We start from the raw sequence: 18,027 nt of genomic DNA, 5'->3' as shown, positions 1-18,027 counted from the left end.
GGCTATTCTACATCGATGCCGTTGATGTCGATGGCGACCGCGACCCGGTCGAGGATGGGCCGGTTGTCCGGGCCGATGGAATAGACGCGGCGTCTGGTGGGGAAGACGAGGCCGCCGAAGGTTCTGGGTTCGGACGCATAGTTGGCGCTAGACGTCCCGCCCATGATCTCGACGCTATAGTCATGCCGGCGCAGGATGCCGGCTGCATCAAAATAAAAGATCTGCTCGGTGGAATGGCTGGCGACATCTTGCGGGAAGATCACCTTCAACCGTCGCCAGGTTTCCCCGTGTTCGTCCCAGGGCTCTATTTCCTCGACAATGAAACGGGGAAGCCCGAACAGGAACGGCGTCGTCAGATAGGTCCACATCGCATATCCTGAAAAATAGGCGAGATGCTGTACGTCCCAAGGGGTCTGGATCACATGCCCCTCGAAAGCCAGCCGCGGCTGCTCCCGCGCTTCGAGCACCTCGCCCCGATCACCAAGGATCGCCGTGCGGGCAGGCTCGTATTCGCTGTGATGGCCCGGCTCGATGAACGGCGAAAACTCGGCATGCTGGCGATGCGGGTCGATCGAAACGGCGACGTCCGACAGGACGCCCGCCCAGCCCTTGAGATGCCACATCGCTCCCGCGACCGAAATCCGGGCCGTCAGCTTCCTGACCTCGCGCCAACGACCCCAACCGCCATGTGCCGCCACGGCAAGTTCCAGCAAATCACTCATGTCCGTCTTCTCCTTCAACAGCAGACAGGCCTCGGTTTAATTTTGAAACCTGTCGACATACAATCTCATTCGGCTTAAATTTGCAACCTCGATTGAATGTCGTCGTCATGTCTCGGAGAACATTGGATGAAGGGCAGGAAAACCAATCTGGAAGGAGCCAATTGCGGCATTGCACGCAGTCTCCAGATCGTCGGAGACTGGTGGACGCTTCTGATCGTCCGGGACGCGTTCCGCGGGTATCAGCGTTTCGGGGAGTTCCAGAAGAATCTCGGCCTGGCCAAGAACATCCTGTCGGCGCGGCTGAAAAAGCTCGTCCAGGAGGGGATCTTCACCATTGAAGCCCACCCCGATTCCCCGTCGAGCCCTCGCTACGTGCTGACGCCGAAGGGCGAGAAGCTCTATACCGTGCTTGTCGCCCTGTGGCAGTGGGGAGAGGAAAACTGTTTCGATCTAGGTGAACTGGATACCGAAATGGTGGACAGGATCGACGGCGCGCCGATCAGGGCGCTGCAGGTCAAGGCGGACGACGGACGCCTTCTGGGTCCCCGTGATTTCCGCCTCGCATCCAGGCCGTCGCCAGCGGATGCGTAGAGGCGTCGGCAGGATCACTTCACAAAAAAGCGGGAGACGAGCGAACGGCAGTAGTCTGTGCTCAGTTCGCGGTCGCCGAACAGGATGTGGTAGATGATCGGTGCGACGACGAAGTCGATCGCTTCCTTGACGTCGAAGGCGGCTTCGCCCCGGCCCAAGGCACGCTCGCGCAACGTCTCCAGGTGATCATAGGTGAACTGGCAGCAACGGCCCGCCGCGTCGCCCTCCATGCTGCCCAAGACGTCCGCGAGCATCGCACGCCCGACCTTGGACGACATTTCCTCCGCATATTGGAGAATGAAGGCTTCGAGGTCGCTTTCCATCGCGCCGGTATCTTCCGGATCGGCGACCGGTCGCATGCGCGCGACCGCGACATCCGCCAGGAGTTCGGACAGATCGCCCCAGCGACGGTAGATGGTGGACGGCGTCACGCCGGATTTTTCCGCAATCATCGGCACCGTGATCTCGCCGCGATCCATGGTCTTCAGCAGATCCTGGACCGTGCGGTGCACTTCCGACTGTATGCGGGCACTGCGCCCACCCTGGCGCACCATTTCCCTGGCCATTTGTTCTCCTTGCCGGCGCGTCGCCGGAAATATCAAATCTCTTAATGCAAAGATATTGCATTAATCCAGGAATGCAACTATATGCGGCTAACGCTAAAAAATTGCATTAAGGTGAAACGCCATGAGCAATATCCTTTCCGCCTCCCATTCGCCTTCCGCGTTACGGATGACGGCCTACAGTTTCCTCGGCGCTGTCCTGATCTCCGCGACCAGCAGCGCGCCGACGCCGCTCTACCATCTCTACCAGGAGCTCTTCCATCTCTCGCCGGCGATGATCACCCTGATCTTCGGTTCCTACTCTTTCGCGCTGCTCGCAGCGCTTCTGACGGTCGGCGGGCTTTCGGACTATCTCGGGCGTCGCCCGCTGATCCTGCTGGCACTGATCTTCAACGCCGCGGCGCTGATCGTCTTCATGCTGGCCGAATCGGGCGCGATGCTGCTGATCGGCCGTATCGTCCAGGGTTTTGCCACCGGCATCGCCTTCCCGACCTTCGGCGCGACGATCCTCGATACCGACAAGCGCAGAGGGCCGACGCTCAACAGCGTCACCGCCTTTCTCGGCCTGATGGTCGGTACGCTTGCCGGCGGCACGCTCGTCGCCTTCGCACCCGCGCCGACCCACCTCATCTATGCGCTTCTTTTCATCGTGACGGTGGCCGGCATCATCGCGCTTGCCTTCATGCCGGAGACCATCACCGGCCGGCCAGGGGCGCTCGCCGCCATGCGTCCGCATATCAGCGTGCCGCAGCGGGCCCGTGCAACGCTTCTCAAGGTCACGCCGGTCAATGTCGCCGGCTGGGCGCTCGGGGGCTTTTATCTGTCGCTGATGCCGACGCTGGTCGCGGTTGCAACAGGCATCACGTCGCCGTTTGTCGGCGGCACGGTCGTCGCGACGCTGATGCTGAGCGCCACCGCCTCGGTCTTCGTGTTTCACGCATGGGCGCCGCAGCGGGTTCTCTCCACCGGCACGACCGCGCTGATGATCGGTGTCCTGATCACGCTCTCAGGCGTACACCTGCAGGCGGTCTGGCTCCTCTTCCTCGGCACGGCAGTGGCCGGTCTCGGGTTCGGATCGATCTTTTCCAATATTCTGAAGATCGTCCTGCCGCTAGCCGAGGGCCATGAAAGAGCCGGTCTGTTCGCAGCCTTCCTGGTCGAGAGCTACCTCGCCTTCTCGATCCCGGCTATTGCCGCCGGACTGATCGCGCCGTCACTCGGCCTCTCCAATACCGCCTATGTCTATGGCGGGGTGATCATCGCGCTGGCGATTACATCGATCGCCGCCACCCGCACCAGCCTTGCCGAAAGCCCTGCCGTCTGACGAAGCGTCCGCGCACCGCGCGGGCGTTCTGTTTCGGCGTTGACCAATGTCAGGGGGCGCCCGCGGGACAATGTTAGTATCCCGCCAGTTCCAAGCAGGGAGATTTCCGGATGAGCGACATGAACCGCGTCAGCAATGCATTTCAGCTATTTATAAAGGAGGCACCCGCCCACCAGGCGGCCTGGCTCGAGGCGGTGCAGAAACTGGGGGCCGCCTCGGCGCTGGATGCCAAGACCGAAGAGCTCGTCTATATCGGCATCCTGGCTGCCGCCAGGATGGAAAGCGGCCTGCCCTTCCACGTTGCGCATGCAAGATCGCTTGGTGCGTCACGCGACGAAATCATCAGCGCGATCTTGGCCGGCTTGCCGGCGGTTGGCAACGCGGTGATCCAGGCGCTTCCCGTCGCACTCGATGCCTATGACGAACCAGGCTCGCGATGATTCCGGTCCGGTTTCCAATCGAATCAAATCGTTAAAAAAATCTTAGCAAGCCTCTGGACACGAAGAATCACTAATGATTCATTGAGTCAGGTTCGCGCGAGCGGCGCGGCGAATCACCATGAGGGACAGAATGGAAACCATGTCGGACGTGCAGCGGGCAACCGCGGCCGAGGGGCGCTTGCGTCTTAAATTTCCGAGCCTTGGAAGTTTGCGGCGGGTGATCCCCGACGAGGCGCGGCTCTCCGTCAAGCCCCTCGCGCGGCAACTGCCCCGCGTGGAGCTCGTCCTCAAGCGTTCGATCCCTCTTCTTATCATCGCGTTCCTGACCGTCGTCGCTGCGTCGCGCATTCTCGGCATCGTCTCCGAATACACGCGGATGGAAGATGCCGCCCGGCAGGCGACGGCGCTGATGGCCGCCACGGCGAGTGCTGCCTTCTCCGGCGACGCGACCGCACTCATCGGTCGAGACCGCGCCGCCGCGGAAAAACGCCTTGGTACCTTTCTGCCGCAGGAACGCCTGGAGGCGGACGCCTTCTTCCTGTTCGTGGACGAAACCGGCCGGATCTTCGGCGGGACCAACCAGGCCGCCAGCTATATCGGCAGGCGCCTGACCTCCGTCTTGCCGGAAACCGCAGCACTCAGGCGGGTCGGCGACGAGAGCGGCGTGATCGAGACCTATTTCGGCGAAATTCCGCATTATGCGGCCATCGAGATGGTCGGCAGCGAAGGTGCGCTGATCGTGGCAGCCTATTCGCTGGAGAGCGTCAATCTTGCCTGGCGTCACGACGTGTCCCTCAACGTCACGCTCTTCACCGGCATTTCGGCGATCCTGCTGGTCATCCTCTACGCCTATTACATGCAGGTGAAACGCGCCCGCGAGGCCGACGAAACCTTCGTCGAATCCAATCTGCGCATCGAGACGGCGCTGTCGCGCGGGCGTTGCGGGCTGTGGGACTTCGATGTCAGCAACCGGCGCCTGTTCTGGTCGGGTTCGATGTACGAGATGCTCGGCCTGCCGCCTGCCGGCAACGTCATCTCGTTTACCGATGCCGCACGGATGATGCACCCGACAGACGGCAATATCTACGCGCTCGCCCGCGCCATCAGCCGCGGCAATGCCAAGCAGGTTGACCAGGTTTTTCGCATGCGCCATGCGGCCGGCCATTACGTCTGGATGCGCGCCCGCGCCCAACTGGTGAAGACCAGCCAAGGCCGCACCCATGTCATCGGCATCGCCATGGACGTCACGGAGCAACATCGCCTCGCCCAGCGTTACGCCGAGGCTGACCAGCGTCTCGCGGACGCGATCGAATGCACGTCGGAAGCCTTCGTGCTGTGGGACAAGAACGACCGCCTTGTCATGTGCAACACCCACTTCCAGCAGGCTTACGGCCTGCCCGACAGCGTGCTGGTGCCCGGCACCGAGCGTCACGCCGTCAACGCCGCCGCCGCGCGGCCGGTCATCGAGCGCCGCGTCGCCGATCCGGACGGCAGCGGACTTTCGCGCACCACGGAAGTGCAGCTCGCCGATGAGCGCTGGCTGCAGATCAACGAGCGCCGCACCCGCGACGGCGGCCTGGTCTCGGTCGGCACAGACATCACGCTGCTGAAGCGCCACCAGGAACGGCTGCGCGACAGCGAGCGCCGCCTGATGGCGACGATCGGCGACCTTTCTTCCTCGCAGAAGAAGCTGGAACGCCAGAAGTCCGAGCTTTCGGTCGCCAACGCCAATTATCAGGCGGAAAAGGAACGTGCCGAGGCCGCCAACAAGGCCAAGTCGGAATTCCTCGCCAACATGTCGCATGAACTCAGGACACCGCTCAACGCGATCCTCGGCTTCTCGGAAATCCTCGCCAACGGCATGTTCGGACCGCTCGGCTCGCCGAAATATTCGGAATATTCCAAGGACATCCACGACAGCGGCAAACATCTGCTCAACGTCATCAACGACATCCTCGACATGTCGAAGATCGAGGCCGGCCACATGCGCATCCAGTGCGAGGCAGTCGACCTGAAGCCGCTGATCGAAGAAAGCCTGCGCCTCACCTCGATCTCTGCCCAGGATAAGCAGATCGCCATTCATCAGCGCCTGTGCGACAGCCTCCACATGGTGGCCGACCGCCGCGCATTGAAGCAGGTGATGCTCAACATCCTCTCCAACGCGGTCAAGTTCACCAACCACGGCGGCAGGATCGAACTGCGTGCCCGCAAGATGGAAAAAGGGGTGCTGCTGACGATCGCGGATACCGGCATCGGCATTCCGATGGAAGCGCTCAACAAGATCGGCCAGCCGTTCGAGCAGGTGCAGAGCCAGTATGCCAAGAGCAAGGGCGGCTCGGGACTGGGCCTTGCCATTTCCCGCTCGCTGATCGGCCTGCACGGCGGCAAGATGCGGATCCGTTCACGGGTCGGCGAAGGCACGGTCGTCTCCCTGCTTATCCCTGACCAGCCGATGCTGGTCGGTCGCAAGCGGGTGGCCTGAGGTCGACCGCGAAACCGGATGAGGGCGGAGACGCCCATCACTTCTTAACGACCGCTCCGAACACCGCCCGCACCGCCTTCGAGAGCCGCTTCACCTCGCCCTCCAGCGTGCGGATATCCGGGCAATCCCCTGCCCGGCAGACGCGCTCGACTAGGCCTGCGGGCGCGTCAGCCGGATCGAACGGTCCATCGACGCAGAGCCGGACGATCTGCGAAAGCTCGGTGAACAGCCGTAGCGCTTCGACGCAGGTATCGAGGTCATCCGGCTTCATCAGCTTCTCGCCGAGCGCCTTCAGGGCCTCTTCCGTGCTGAAACCATAGGTATCGAGCGTCACGTCCCTGGCTGGCGCTATCAGCCGCAGATACTGGGCGATGAACTCGATATCGATCAGGCCGCCGGGGATCAGCTTGAAATCCCAGATGTCGCGCGGCGGCTTTTCCTTCTCGATCAGCTCGCGCATCTCGGCGACGTCGTTGGCGATCTTGGCGATATCCGGCTTGGTCGACAGCACTTCGCGGATCAGGCCTTTCGCCTCGTCGACAAGGCTTTCCTCGCCGCAGATCAGCCGGGCGCGGGTGAGCGCCATGTGTTCCCAGGTCCAGGCTTCCTGGCGCTGGTATTTGCCGAATGCGTTGATACGGGTGGCGACCGGCCCCTTGTTGCCCGACGGCCTCAAGCGCAGATCGACCTCGAAGATCACACCCTCGGCCATCGGCGCCGAAAGCGCTGCGACCAGTCGCTGCGTCAGACGGGTGAAATAACGGCTGGAATCGATCGGCTTGTCGCCCTCGCTTTCCATCGCCTCGCTATCGTAATCGTAAAGAAGGATGAGATCGACGTCGGACCCGGCGGTCAGCTCGAAACTGCCGAGCTTGCCCATGCCCATGACGGCGACGCGACCGCCCGGATAAAGGCCATGGGCGCTGCGGATCTCCGCCGTCACCGCCTTCAGGGCCGCGTCGATCAGGAGGTCGGCGAGATGGGTGAAGGCCCGTGCCGCCTGAGCACCCGAGATCGCCCCCGTCAGCAGCCGGATACCGATCAGGAAACGCTGCTCGGCGGCAAAGATGCGCAGCCGGTCGAGCTTCTCCTCGTAGTGCCGGCCGGCGGTGAGGAATGCGGCCAGGCGCCAGGAGAGATAGTCTCGGGTCGGCAGTTCGGCCATCAGGCCGGGATCCAGCATGCCGTCGAAGACATGCGGCTTGGAGGCGATGATATCGGCAAGCCGCGGCGCAGACGACATGATCGTGACGATCAGCGCCAGCAGCGGCGGATTGTTGCCGATCAGCGAGAAGAGCTGGATGCCGGCCGGCAGGCCCCTCAGGAAACTGTCGAACCGCAGCAGCGCCTCATCGGCGCGCTTGCTCTCTCCGAACGCCATCAACAGCGCCGGCATCAGCTCGGTCAGCCGCTCGCGCGCCTCGGCCGATTGGGTCGCCCGGTAGCGGCCGTAATGCCAGGTCCGGATGACGCGGGAAATATCGGCCGGCCGCTCGAAGCCGAGCGAGGCGAGCGTCTTCAGCGTGCCCGGATCGTCCTGCTGGCCGGTGAAGACGAGATTGCCGTCGCCGCCGGACAGTTTCGCCTCCTGTTCGAACAGCCGGGCATAACGTTTTTCGACAACCTTCAGCACAGATTCCAGCCTTGCGGAAAAGCTGGCGGTATCCGTAAAACCGAGCATGAAGGCGATACGCTTCAGTTCGGGCTCGGTTTCCGGCAGGTTGTGGGTCTGTTCGTCGTGGACCATCTGGATGCGGTGTTCGACATCGCGCAGGAACCAGTAGGCATCAGTCAATTCGGCGGCGATGTCAGGCGTGATCCACCGCGCCTCGGCAAGCGCTTTGAGCGCCACCTCCGTTTCGCGAGCCCGCAGGGGCGACATGCGGCCGCCGGCGATCAGTTGCTGGGTCTGGGCGAAGAACTCGATCTCGCGGATGCCCCCACGGCCGAGCTTGACGTCATGGCCCTTCACGGCAATCGCGCCGTGCCCCTTGTGGACATGGATCTGTCGCTTGATCGAGTGGATGTCGGCGATCGCCGCATAGTCGAGATATTTGCGAAACACGAAGGGGGTCAGCAGCCGCATGAAATTTTCGCCAGCGGCAATATCCCCTGCGATCGGCCGCGCCTTGATGAAGGCTGCCCGCTCCCAGTTCTGCCCCCTGCCCTCGTAGTAGATCAGCGCGGCATCGAGCGAGACGGCGAGCGGCGTCGAACCGGGATCCGGACGCAGGCGCAGGTCGGTGCGGAACACATAGCCGTCCGCCGTGCGTTCCTGCAGGATGCGGATCAGGCGCCGCATCATCCTTCCGTAGACTTCCGACCCGTCGAGCGGATCGGCAAGGATGCCCGCTTCAGGGTCGAAGAAGACGACGATATCGATGTCGGAGGAATAGTTGAGCTCGCGGCCGCCGAGCTTGCCCATTCCGAGCACGATGAGGCCTGCGCCGTTGCTCGGGTCTTCGAGGTCGGCGAGCTTCAGTTTACCGCTCTCGTGACCGGCGATCAGAAGGTGATCGATCGCTGCCGCGACGGACGCTTCGGCAAACAGGCTCAGCCAGCGCGTCGTGTCCCTGGCGGAGAAGATACGGGCGAGATCGGCAAGCGCGACGAGGAAGCTCAGGGCACTCTTGCCGGCACGCAACGCGGTCATCACCTCGTTTTCGGATGGCGCCTTGCCGTCCTGCATCCGCCAGGCCCGCCGCGCCGTATCGACCAGGCGGTTGAGCGTCGGCTCCAACGGTTCGGTGATCGCAGTCGACAGAAGTTTTGGCGAGATGACAGCCGTGTCGCGCAGATAAGGCGAGAGAGTGAAAGCGGCGACGATGAAATCCTTGAGCGCGCTATCCGTGCCGATCAGTTCCGCGACCGAAGGCTCGGACTTGCCGATATCCTTCAAGGCTGCCATCGCCGCCTTGGTTTCCGTCTGGTTCAGCGGGCGGATCACCTCCGCCTTCACCGTATCGAGCCGATTTCCGGTCTCCGACACTGGCACCTCCCGTGATTCTTCCCTGGCGAAACTTAGGGCTTCGGCACGGGAAAGACCATGGTGACCGTCAGGCCGGGCGCTGCAGTGTTCGTTTCGTCGGTGGCGGAGAGTTCCAGTGAGCCGCCATGCAGTTCCATCACCGCCTCGACCAGCGACAGGCCGAGGCCGGTGCCGGGCTTGGAGCGGCTTTCGTCGAGGCGAAAGAACCGCTTGGTCACCTCGCCGCGCTTGTTGGCCGGAATGCCGGGGCCGTTGTCGCAGACGGAAAGCCTCAGCGTACCGTCGCTCCTGGCGAGCTTCACCCCGATCCTGGGGTTCTGGCTTCCTTCGGAAGCATATTTGATCGCATTGTCGAGGAGATTGAAGATCGCCTGGCCGATGAGCTCCCGGTTGCCGTTGACGACCAGACCCGGTTCGAGCTCGGTGGTGAGCGACAGACCAGCCTCCTCCGCCGCCGGCTCATAAAGTTCTGCACTGTCGGCGGAGATCGCCGACAGATCGACATCGGACATTTCCGCGGCGATCGAACCCGCCTCGACGCGGGAGATCATCAGCAGCGCGTTGAAGGTGCGGATAAGCTGGTCAGATTCGGCGATGATGCCTTCGAGGGCTGCGCGGCGCACATCCGCACGATCCTCGCCCAGCGCATCGGCCGCCTTGTTGCGCAATCTCGTCAGTGGCGTCTTCAGGTCGTGGGCGATGTTGTCGGAAACCTGGCGCAGACCCTCGTTCAGCTTCTCGATGCGTCCGAGCATGGCGTTCAGCGAATCCGACAGCCGGTCGAATTCGTCGCCGGACTTGCCGACCGGCAGGCGCTGCGAAAGGTCGCCCGCCATGATCTTCTGGCTCGCCGCCGACATGCGGTCGATGCGTTTCAACGCATTGCGGCCAATGCCGAACCAGATCACCAGCGCTCCGACGCCCATGATGGCCAATGCCACCATCAGTGCCCGGCGCACGATGCCGCGGAACCGGCTCGGATCGCCGAGATCGCGGCCGACCAGCAGCCGCAGACCGTTGTCCAAGCGGATGACGTTGGCGGTCGCCAGATGCCGGCCGCGGCGGTCCACTTCCGTATAGGGTTCGTAGGTGAAGGGAATGTCCGTCCAGCCCTGCTCGTCGAGCACGCCGGGCTGGACCGCGGCGACGTTGCCGGCGAGCATCTCGCCGTTAGGGCCGGCAATCACATAGAGATTGGCGCCCGGCTGGCGGGCTCGCCGCTCCATCATGCGCAAGAGCAGGCTGACGCCGCCGCGTTCATAGGCGCGCTGTATCTCCTGCACTTCCTCCTGCAGCGACTGGCGCGTCTGCTGCGCCAGCAGCCGTTCGGACATCGCCGTCACGTAGATGACCAGGAAGGCCGCACACAAGGCGAAGAGCAGGATATAGAGCGCCGACAGCCGCACCGCCGTCGAACGGAACATCAGGCGGGCACGTGCCAGCAACTCGGCTTACCCCTCGTCCTTGATCATGTAACCGGCGCCGCGGATGGTTTTCAGCAGAGGCTTTTCGAAATCCTTCTCGATCTTCGATCTCAGCCGCGAGACATGCACGTCGATGACATTGGTCTGGGGATCGAAATGATAATCCCAGACGTTTTCGAGCAGCATGGTGCGGGTCACCACCTGGCCGGCATTCTTCATTAGATATTCGAGCAGGCGGAATTCACGCGGCTGCAGCAGCACTTCCTTGCCGGCCCGCTTCACCTCGTGGGACAGCCGGTCGAGCTCCAGGTCACCGACCCGGTAGACCATGTCCTGTTCCGGCGTGCCCTTGCGGCGGCCGAGTACTTCGACGCGGGCCAGAAGCTCGGAAAAGGCATAGGGCTTCGGCAGATAATCGTCGCCGCCGGCGCGCAAGCCGGTCACCCGGTCGTCGACCTGGCCGAGCGCCGAAAGGATCAGCACCGGGGCGTTGATGCCGCGCTTCCTCAACTCGCTGATGACGGAAAGCCCGTCCCGGCGCGGCAGCATGCGGTCGATGACCATCACGTCGTAGGAATTTTCGGTCCCCATGAACAGACCGCTCTCGCCGTCGCTTGCATGGTCGACCACGATCCCGGCCTCGCGAAAGGCCTTGGTCATGTAGGCTGCCGCCTCCAGGTCGTCTTCTATCACCAGAATCTTCATGTGTGGAACAATAGCGTCCGAGCCCGTCTTTGCACTATGGGAATCTGCCGTGCCGGCTGAATATCGGGTATCCGTTTCCATCGCTCGCTCCGTGGAAAGAAGAAAGGCGCCGACCGTTGCCGGCGGCGCCCCTGATCTTGCGACCTAGTTTTAAGAAATCAGCCTTCGTTGATCGGCAGGGCAACGAAGCGGCTGGTATTGTTTTCACCAGCCACCTGGAACAGCGCGCGGGTACGGCCGTCCTTGCGGGCCTGGTCGAGAACCTTGCCGACGTCGGCGGCGCTGGTGACCTTGCGGTTGTTGACCGAGACGATCTTTTCTCCGGTCTTCAGGCCGCGGGCAGCGGCTTCACTGTCCGGATCGACATCGGTGACCGAGAGACCGGAACCGTCCTCGGCCGGAGCGACGGTGATGCCGAGGCTGGCAAGCGCCTTGTCGCTGGAGGGCGCCGGGGCGTCGGGCTGCTTCGGCGTGGCCGCCGCAGCTTCGTCGCTCTGGAGATTGCCGAGCGTGACCGGGATCTTCTGAGCCTTGCCATCGCGCCACAGGTCGACCTCGACCTTGGTGTTCGGGCCGAAGGCGGCGACGCGCTTGGCGAGGTCACGGGCATCCTTGATCGGCTGACCGTTGACGGCGGTGATCACGTCACCTTCCTTGATACCGGCTTTCTGACCCGGAGAGCCTTCCTGCGGAGCAACGACGAGGGCGCCGGTCGCTTCCTTGAGGCCGAGCGAATCGGCGATATCCTGGGTGACCGGCTGGATCTGCACACCGAGCCAGCCGCGATCGACCTTGCCGTCCTTCATCAGGTCGGCAACGACGTCCTTTGCGGTGGAAGACGGGATCGCAAACGCAATGCCGACATTGCCGCCCGACGGCGAGAAGATCGCGGTGTTGATGCCGACCACTTCGCCGGAGAGGTTGAAGGTCGGGCCGCCGGAATTGCCGCGGTTTACGGCCGCATCCACCTGGATGTAGTCGTCATAGGGACCGGAGCCGATGTCGCGGCCGCGGGCCGAAACGATGCCTGCGGTGACCGTGCCGCCGAGGCCGAACGGGTTGCCGACGGCAACCACCCAGTCGCCGACCCGAACTTTCGAGTCGTCCGCGAAATTGACATAGGTGAACTTGCGGCTGGTGGCGTCGACCTTGAGCACGGCGAGATCGGTGCGGCTGTCCTTGCCGACCAGCTTGGCTTCGAGTTCGGTGCCGTCGTTCAAAACGACCGTGTAGGCGGAACCGTCTGAAACGACGTGGTTGTTGGTGACGACATAGCCGTCTTCGGAGATGAAGAACCCGGAGCCCTGTGCCGCCGGGCGCAGCCGGTGAGGACGATTGCTGTCCTGGCCTCGCGGGCCGTTGCGGTCGGCGCGATCCTGGTTGCGGTTGTTGCGGTCGCCCGGAGCACCCGGCACCTGGCCGCCGAATTCACGGAAGAACCGCTTCAGGGGATGATCATCGGGAAGCTGGTCGAAGCCGCGACCGCCGAAGCTGAACGAGCTGCTGTCATCGGAAACGGGCTGCGCATCCGACTGGACGCGGACGGAAACGACGGCAGGGGAAACGGCCGAAACGACATCGGCAAAGCTCGGGGCCTGCGGTGCGGTGACGCTGACCGGAGCAGCAAAAGACTGCGTGATCTGAGCCGGGATGCCGCTCGAGAGCATGACCGCGGCAAGACCAGCAACCGTGGTGGTCTTCAAGACGGTCTTCAGGGAGGGACGTCCGATATTGCGCATGTTTTAAGCTACCTTCTTCTCTTCAGTCATTTTGGCTGGAGGTCAGCCAAGCGGTGGATGACGAGAGATATAGGCGCTCGCAGGTTAACTGCAGGTGGCGGACGAATGAAATATTGGTAATGTTCGGGCGGGGTTGCTTCAGCCCGCTATTTTTTCAGAAGCTCTTCGATGCGCGCCTGCTCCTCTGCGGAGAGCGCCGCAACCGCGCGTTGGCTTGGCCGGGTGCGGACGAAGACCAGGATGGCGATCGCACCGACCAGCAGTAGCAGGACCGGCGTTGCCCACAGGATGACAGTCTTGGCACTGAGGCGCGGTTTCAGCAGCACGAATTCGCCGTAGCGCGACACGACATAGTCGATGACCTGCTGGTCCGTATCGCCGTTTGTCAACCGCTCGCGCACCAGCACGCGCAGGTCGCGGGCAAGCTCCGCATTGGAATCGTCGATCGACTGGTTCTGACACACCATGCAGCGCAACTGCGCCGAAAGATTGCGGGCGCGCTGTTCGAGCGCGGGGTTGGAGAGGATCTCGTCGGGGTTGACGGCGAAGGCCGGGAGGGGGCTGAGGAGAACCAGGAGAAGCAGGAAGGATTGGAAAAGAGCTCCGGCGGACCGGCATCCTCCCCTCTTCTCCCCAGCGGGGAGAAGGTGGCCGGAAGTGTCGGATGAGCGGGGCGTAGCCACCGATTCCCAATCATATAACTTGTGCCGTGAGGCCTCCTCATCGCCGCGCATACGCTCGGCTCTTCTCCCCGCTGGGGAGAAGAGGGAGGTTGCCGCACCGGCCTGCTGAACCACCTTCACTCCGCCGCCTCCAGCCTGGCCTTGACCGGCTTCGCCTTCCGGCTCGGCGCGCCCACACGCAGTCTCCGATCCGAGAGCGACACAAACCCGCCGACCATCATCACCAGAGCGCCGCCCCAGATGCACAGGATGAACGGCTTCCACCAGATGCGCACGACCATGCCGCCGCTTTCCATCGCGTCGCCGAGCGAGACATAGAGCTGGCTGAGCCCGAAGGTGAGGATGCCGGCCTCCGTCGTCGGCATCCGCCGCGCCGTATAGAGCCGCTTCGACGACCAGACATCCGCCACCTGGACGCCGCCGCGGCTGACGGCGAAATGCCCGCGCTGCTCGGTATAGTTCGGGCCGACCGCATCGCGCAGACCGTCATAGGTCAGCGAATAACCGCCGATATCGACGGAAGCGCCCTGCTTCATCTCGACCACCGTCTCGGTGCCGAAGGTCGTCGCCGCGAAAATGCCGAGCACCGTGACGCCGAGGCCGAAATGGGCGATCGCCGTGCCGAACACCGAGCGCGGCAGGCCGGCCAGTCGCTTGAGGCCAACCGAGAGCCCTACCTTGGCAAAATTGGCGCGATACCAGAGGTCGGCAAACGCGCCGATCATGCCCCAGAAGCCGAGCACCAGGCCGAAGATCGCCAGAACCGGCCCGCCGTTCTGGATGTAGAAGAAGGCAAGGCCTGCGGCCAGCGCCAGGCCTGCGAAGACATAGAGCCGCTGCAGGGCGCCCAAAAGATCGCCGCGCTTCCACGCAAGCACCGGCCCGAACGGCACGGCGACCAGGAGCGGCAGCATCAACAGGCCGAAGGTCATGTTGAAGAACGGCGCGCCGACCGAGATCTTTTCGCCGGTCAGCGTTTCGAGGATCAGCGGATAGAGCGTGCCGGTCAGCACAGTCGCGGTGGCCACGGTCAGGATCAGGTTGTTGAGCACCAGCGCGCCCTCGCGCGAGATCGGCGCGAAAATACCGCCCGCCTTCAGCATCGGCGCCCGCCAGGCAAACAGCGCGAAGGCGCCGCCGATGAAGATGCCGAGAATGCAGAGGATGAAGATGCCGCGGGTCGGGTCGGTCGCGAACGAATGCACCGAGGTCAGCACGCCGGACCGCACCAGGAAGGTGCCGAGCAGCGACAGCGAAAACGTCATGATCGCCAGCAGCACGGTCCAGATCTTCAGCGCCTCTCGCTTTTCCATGACCAGCGCCGAGTGCAGCAGCGCCGTACCGGCAAGCCAGGGCATGAAGGAGGCGTTTTCGACCGGGTCCCAGAACCACCAGCCGCCCCAGCCGAGTTCGTAATAGGCCCAGTAGGAACCCATGGCGATGCCGGCCGTCAGGAAGGTCCAGGCGGCGAGTGTCCACGGCCGCACCCAGCGGGCCCAGGCAGCGTCGATGCGGCCTTCGATCAGTGCCGCGACCGCAAACGAGAAGCAGACGGAGAAGCCGACATAACCGAGATAAAGCAGCGGCGGATGCACGGCGAGGCCGAGATCCTGCAGCACCGGATTGAGGTCCTGCCCTTCCGCCGGCGCCGGATCGAGACGCAGGAACGGATTGGAGGTCAGCAGGATGAAGAACAGGAAGGCGGTCGAGATCCAGGCCTGCACAGCGAGCACATTGGCCCGCAGCGTATCCGGCAGGTTACGGCCGAAAGTGGCGACGAGCGCGCTGAAAAAGACGAGGATCAACAGCCAGAGCAGCATCGAGCCTTCGTGATTGCCCCAGACGCCGGAATATTTGTAGATCAGCGGCATCAGCGAATGGGAATTCTCCCAGACATTCGCAACCGAAAAATCCGAAACCACGTAGGCCCAGGTCAGCACGCCGAAGGAGAAGGCAACGAGCGCAAACAGCACCAGCGACCCGGTCGGCGCCAGCGCCATCATCGCCGCATCGCCGCGTCGTGCGCCGATCACCGGCAGGACCGACAGGATCAGAGCGGTTGCGAGCGCCAGAACGAGTGCATAATGGCCGATCTCGATGATCATCTGGTTGCCGTCCCCTTGGTGCCGCTGCCTTGACCCTGGTTGCCCTGACCTTCGTTCCAGACGCCCTGCGCCTTCAGCCGGTCGGCGACTTCCTTCGGCATGTAGTTCTCGTCGTGCTTGGCGAGCACGCTGTCGGCCACGAAACCGTGCGATGCGGCGTCGAAAGCACCCTCGGTCACGACGCCCTGCCCCTCGCGAAACAGGTCCGGCAAGATGCCCGTATAGGTGACCGGCACGCTGCCGGTTCCGTCCGTCACGGTAAAACTCACGGTCGAGCCCTGGCTGCGCTTCACCGATCCCTCGGCCACCAGCCCGCCCAGCCGGATGCGGGTGCCGGGCTTGACGTCCGCCTTGGCAAGATCGGCCGGCATGAAGAAATAGGCGACCGACTGGCTGAAGGCGAACATGACGAGCAGCACCGCGACGAGGATGAAGCTCATGCCGCCCGCGATCACCGCCAGCCGTTTCTGTTTGCGCGTCATTGCGCCACTCCTTCGACGGCAAGCCCCATCTCGTTGGCGAGTGCCACAAGCTCGCCTGATGACGGGAATTGCTTGAGGCCGCTCTTCAGCGCCTCCTGGGCTTTGGGTTTATCGCCGAGTACGGCATAGGAGCGCACCAGCCTTACCCAGCCCTCCAGATTGTTTGGCTCCTGCTTCAGCCGTTCCGCAAGGCTGTCGACCATGCCGCGGATCATCGCCTGCCGGTCGCCCTGCGACAGGTTTTCGGCTGCCGCGACATCCGCCTGGCTTGGGTTGCCGGGCGCCTGCGCCGTGTCCCGGCCAGGTGTAATGGTGCCGCCATTCTTGGCGATATGCTGGTTGACGAGCTGCATCCACGGCGCGTCCGGCGGCGAGCCCTTGGCGATCGCCTCGAACTGTGCCCTCGCCTCCGCCGCCCGGCCGGCCTGTTCGAAGCCGAGGCCGACATAGAAACGGGAACGCGGATTGTCCGGATCGAGCTTCACCGCCTGCTCGAATGCGGCCCGTGCATCCTCGGTGACGATCCCGTCGTTCGACGCGACCAGCGTTTCGCCAAGCCCCGCGAGCCTGAGGGGATTGGGGCCGAGAATGCGGATGGCATTGCGATAGGCCAGTTCGGCATCGCCGAGCCGCATGGAGCGGAAATAGATCGGCGCGAGCAGATCCCAGCCGGCGCCGTCGTTGGGATTTTCGGCCAGATGCCGCTCCGCCTTGGCGACCAGCAACGCGACATTGTTGCCGGGATTGGCAAGCCGCGCTTCGAGCGGCTGGTCCGGCAGCCCGGGGTTGCCGAGCGCCAGATAAAGACAGAGGCCGATAACGGGCGGCACCATTGTGACCGCAGTGGTGGCCAGCGCATGTTTTCGCGCCTTCGGAGCGGCGGTCTCCCTGCCCTCCCCGGCACCGGCACCGGCGGCGGCAAGCAGCCGGCGGCCGATTTCGGCGCGAGCGTATTCGGCTTCCTCCGCGTTGATCAGGCCTTGGGCCCGGTCGCGATCCAGTTCGGCCAGCTGGTCGCGATAGACGGCGACCTCTCCGGCACGGTCGACGGACGCTGCTTTGGTGGCTCGGGCGAAAGGCAGGATGAGGATTGCCGCAACGGCCGCCGTCAGAGCTGCGAGGATGATCCATAAAACCATAGTGGCCCAATACTGCAACGGCCCGCGCTTTCCAACAGCGCAGCCGGCGTTGACGCGAATTTGAGGCCTTTGGCCGCAAGTTCAAACCTGCATATGGGGCCGATCCGACCTGGCGGCCATGACCCATGTCAAACAGCCGCAGAGGAAATCAGACGGGGGAATCAGGTGAGCGGGGTCCAGGTGCCGTTCGAATTGCGGCAGGCAGCGCCCCGCGCCGTCATGTCGCGGCCATTCATGGTGACCGTATGGCGATACTGGCGGCAGTTCTGGGTGCCCACCTGATAGGGGGCGTTGGCGACCACCTGGCCGTTCGCGTCGTCACCCTTCCAGGTAATTGCCTCGCCGCCGGCGGCCCCTTCCAAAGCGCGATATTCCGCCTCGAGGGCGCGGGAACGGTCGCTTGCCGAAAGCGTTGCGCCGGTGCGGCCGACGATGCCACCCTGCAGCGCAGAAATATAGGAAGTCGATGGTGAAGGCCTCGGTGTCAGCAGGCCACGCGTGCCGCCGGTTCCCGCTCCTGAAGACGTGCCACAGCCAGCCAGCAGGCCAGCAACCACAAGCGATGAAACGGCATTTCGTAGGCTCAACAATCGCATCGTGTCGGAAACCGGTCGCGGCTCGTTTTCTTGGTAAATCTTG

15 protein-coding genes are annotated in these 18,027 nt (G+C 63.5%); 4 read left to right on the top strand and 11 right to left on the bottom strand.

Annotated features, from left to right (window positions below; translation table 11 throughout):
• Nucleotides 1–2: 2 nt before the first annotated feature.
• Nucleotides 3–722 (bottom strand): hypothetical protein, encoded by a 720-nt coding sequence (locus J2857_RS16495; RefSeq protein ID WP_210011174.1) that lies wholly within the window; start codon nucleotides 720–722, stop codon nucleotides 3–5.
• 126 nt (nucleotides 723–848) lie between these two features.
• Between J2857_RS16495 and J2857_RS16490 the strand changes: the two genes are divergently transcribed.
• Entirely contained in the window at nucleotides 849–1,313 is a 465-nt protein-coding gene (locus tag J2857_RS16490; protein WP_210011173.1) for a winged helix-turn-helix transcriptional regulator, read from the top strand.
• Between the two features lie 14 nt (nucleotides 1,314–1,327).
• Here the strand turns inward: J2857_RS16490 and J2857_RS16485 are convergent, their stop codons facing one another.
• Nucleotides 1,328–1,879, bottom strand: coding sequence for a TetR/AcrR family transcriptional regulator C-terminal ligand-binding domain-containing protein (locus J2857_RS16485; RefSeq protein ID WP_210011172.1), 552 nt, complete (start codon nucleotides 1,877–1,879; stop codon nucleotides 1,328–1,330).
• 121 nt (nucleotides 1,880–2,000) lie between these two features.
• Between J2857_RS16485 and J2857_RS16480 the strand changes: the two genes are divergently transcribed.
• The 3 genes from J2857_RS16480 to J2857_RS16470 all read left to right on the top strand — a co-directional run bounded on the left by J2857_RS16480 (nucleotide 2,001) and on the right by J2857_RS16470 (nucleotide 6,122).
• Entirely contained in the window at nucleotides 2,001–3,200 is a 1,200-nt protein-coding gene (locus J2857_RS16480; protein ID WP_210011171.1) for an MFS transporter, read from the top strand.
• Between the two features lie 110 nt (nucleotides 3,201–3,310).
• On the top strand, nucleotides 3,311–3,640 hold the full coding sequence (locus J2857_RS16475; RefSeq protein ID WP_210011170.1) for a carboxymuconolactone decarboxylase family protein: 330 nt from the start codon (nucleotides 3,311–3,313) through the stop codon (nucleotides 3,638–3,640).
• 139 nt (nucleotides 3,641–3,779) lie between these two features.
• On the top strand, nucleotides 3,780–6,122 hold the full coding sequence (locus J2857_RS16470; RefSeq protein WP_210011707.1) for a PAS domain-containing sensor histidine kinase: 2,343 nt from the start codon (nucleotides 3,780–3,782) through the stop codon (nucleotides 6,120–6,122).
• A 37-nt stretch (nucleotides 6,123–6,159) separates the two neighbouring features.
• Here the strand turns inward: J2857_RS16470 and J2857_RS16465 are convergent, their stop codons facing one another.
• The 9 genes from J2857_RS16465 to J2857_RS16425 form a co-directional block, all read right to left on the bottom strand.
• Complete coding sequence (locus J2857_RS16465) at nucleotides 6,160–9,111, bottom strand: bifunctional [glutamine synthetase] adenylyltransferase/[glutamine synthetase]-adenylyl-L-tyrosine phosphorylase (protein ID WP_210011169.1); 2,952 nt, start codon at nucleotides 9,109–9,111, stop codon at nucleotides 6,160–6,162.
• Nucleotides 9,112–9,143: 32 nt separating this feature from the next.
• Nucleotides 9,144–10,535, bottom strand: coding sequence for a sensor histidine kinase (locus J2857_RS16460; protein WP_210011706.1), 1,392 nt, complete (start codon nucleotides 10,533–10,535; stop codon nucleotides 9,144–9,146).
• A 27-nt stretch (nucleotides 10,536–10,562) separates the two neighbouring features.
• The gene (locus J2857_RS16455; RefSeq protein ID WP_281068622.1) at nucleotides 10,563–11,321 is read right to left on the bottom strand and encodes a response regulator transcription factor; all 759 of its coding nucleotides are present in this window, start codon (nucleotides 11,319–11,321) and stop codon (nucleotides 10,563–10,565) included.
• Nucleotides 11,322–11,398: 77 nt separating this feature from the next.
• On the bottom strand, nucleotides 11,399–12,979 hold the full coding sequence (locus J2857_RS16450) for a Do family serine endopeptidase (RefSeq protein ID WP_210011168.1): 1,581 nt from the start codon (nucleotides 12,977–12,979) through the stop codon (nucleotides 11,399–11,401).
• Between the two features lie 146 nt (nucleotides 12,980–13,125).
• Complete coding sequence (locus tag J2857_RS16445; protein WP_210011705.1) at nucleotides 13,126–13,563, bottom strand: cytochrome c-type biogenesis protein; 438 nt, start codon at nucleotides 13,561–13,563, stop codon at nucleotides 13,126–13,128.
• A gap of 215 nt (nucleotides 13,564–13,778) precedes the next feature.
• Nucleotides 13,779–15,767 carry a heme lyase CcmF/NrfE family subunit gene (locus J2857_RS16440; RefSeq protein WP_210011167.1) on the bottom strand — a complete coding sequence of 663 codons (1,989 nt, stop codon included), beginning with the start codon at nucleotides 15,765–15,767 and terminating at the stop codon, nucleotides 13,779–13,781.
• Nucleotides 15,764–16,249, bottom strand: coding sequence for a cytochrome c maturation protein CcmE (gene ccmE / locus J2857_RS16435; RefSeq protein ID WP_210011166.1), 486 nt, complete (start codon nucleotides 16,247–16,249; stop codon nucleotides 15,764–15,766). The genes J2857_RS16440 and ccmE overlap by 4 nt, the downstream gene beginning before the upstream one ends.
• A complete protein-coding gene (ccmI, locus tag J2857_RS16430; protein ID WP_210011704.1) occupies nucleotides 16,246–17,388 on the bottom strand; it encodes a c-type cytochrome biogenesis protein CcmI in 1,143 nt (380 codons plus the stop codon). The genes ccmE and ccmI overlap by 4 nt, the downstream gene beginning before the upstream one ends.
• A gap of 161 nt (nucleotides 17,389–17,549) precedes the next feature.
• Nucleotides 17,550–17,984: a hypothetical protein gene (locus tag J2857_RS16425; protein ID WP_210011165.1), complete on the bottom strand. Its 435-nt coding sequence runs from the start codon at nucleotides 17,982–17,984 to the stop codon at nucleotides 17,550–17,552.
• Nucleotides 17,985–18,027 lie beyond the last annotated feature (43 nt).

Origin of the sequence: Neorhizobium galegae, assembly GCF_017877055.1 — a bacterium.
GTDB classification, from domain to species: Bacteria; Pseudomonadota; Alphaproteobacteria; order Rhizobiales; family Rhizobiaceae; genus Neorhizobium; species Neorhizobium galegae_D.
This window is presented reverse-complemented; position numbering and strand designations above follow the sequence as displayed.

Bases quoted from the DNA above. Each gene is read 5' to 3' on its own strand.
- J2857_RS16425 (WP_210011165.1), bottom strand. From the start codon at position 17,984: ATGCGATTGTTGAGCCTACGAAATGCCGTTTCATCGCTTGTGGTTGCT.
- J2857_RS16490 (WP_210011173.1), top strand. From the start codon at position 849: ATGAAGGGCAGGAAAACCAATCTGGAAGGAGCCAATTGCGGCATTGCA.
- ccmI (WP_210011704.1), bottom strand. From the start codon at position 17,388: ATGGTTTTATGGATCATCCTCGCAGCTCTGACGGCGGCCGTTGCGGCA.
- J2857_RS16485 (WP_210011172.1), bottom strand. From the start codon at position 1,879: ATGGCCAGGGAAATGGTGCGCCAGGGTGGGCGCAGTGCCCGCATACAG.
- J2857_RS16475 (WP_210011170.1), top strand. From the start codon at position 3,311: ATGAGCGACATGAACCGCGTCAGCAATGCATTTCAGCTATTTATAAAG.
- J2857_RS16495 (WP_210011174.1), bottom strand. From the start codon at position 722: ATGAGTGATTTGCTGGAACTTGCCGTGGCGGCACATGGCGGTTGGGGT.
- J2857_RS16460 (WP_210011706.1), bottom strand. From the start codon at position 10,535: ATGTTCCGTTCGACGGCGGTGCGGCTGTCGGCGCTCTATATCCTGCTC.
- J2857_RS16480 (WP_210011171.1), top strand. From the start codon at position 2,001: ATGAGCAATATCCTTTCCGCCTCCCATTCGCCTTCCGCGTTACGGATG.
- J2857_RS16440 (WP_210011167.1), bottom strand. From the start codon at position 15,767: ATGATCATCGAGATCGGCCATTATGCACTCGTTCTGGCGCTCGCAACC.
- J2857_RS16455 (WP_281068622.1), bottom strand. From the start codon at position 11,321: ATGGAAACGGATACCCGATATTCAGCCGGCACGGCAGATTCCCATAGT.
- J2857_RS16450 (WP_210011168.1), bottom strand. From the start codon at position 12,979: ATGCGCAATATCGGACGTCCCTCCCTGAAGACCGTCTTGAAGACCACC.
- ccmE (WP_210011166.1), bottom strand. From the start codon at position 16,249: ATGACGCGCAAACAGAAACGGCTGGCGGTGATCGCGGGCGGCATGAGC.
- J2857_RS16470 (WP_210011707.1), top strand. From the start codon at position 3,780: ATGTCGGACGTGCAGCGGGCAACCGCGGCCGAGGGGCGCTTGCGTCTT.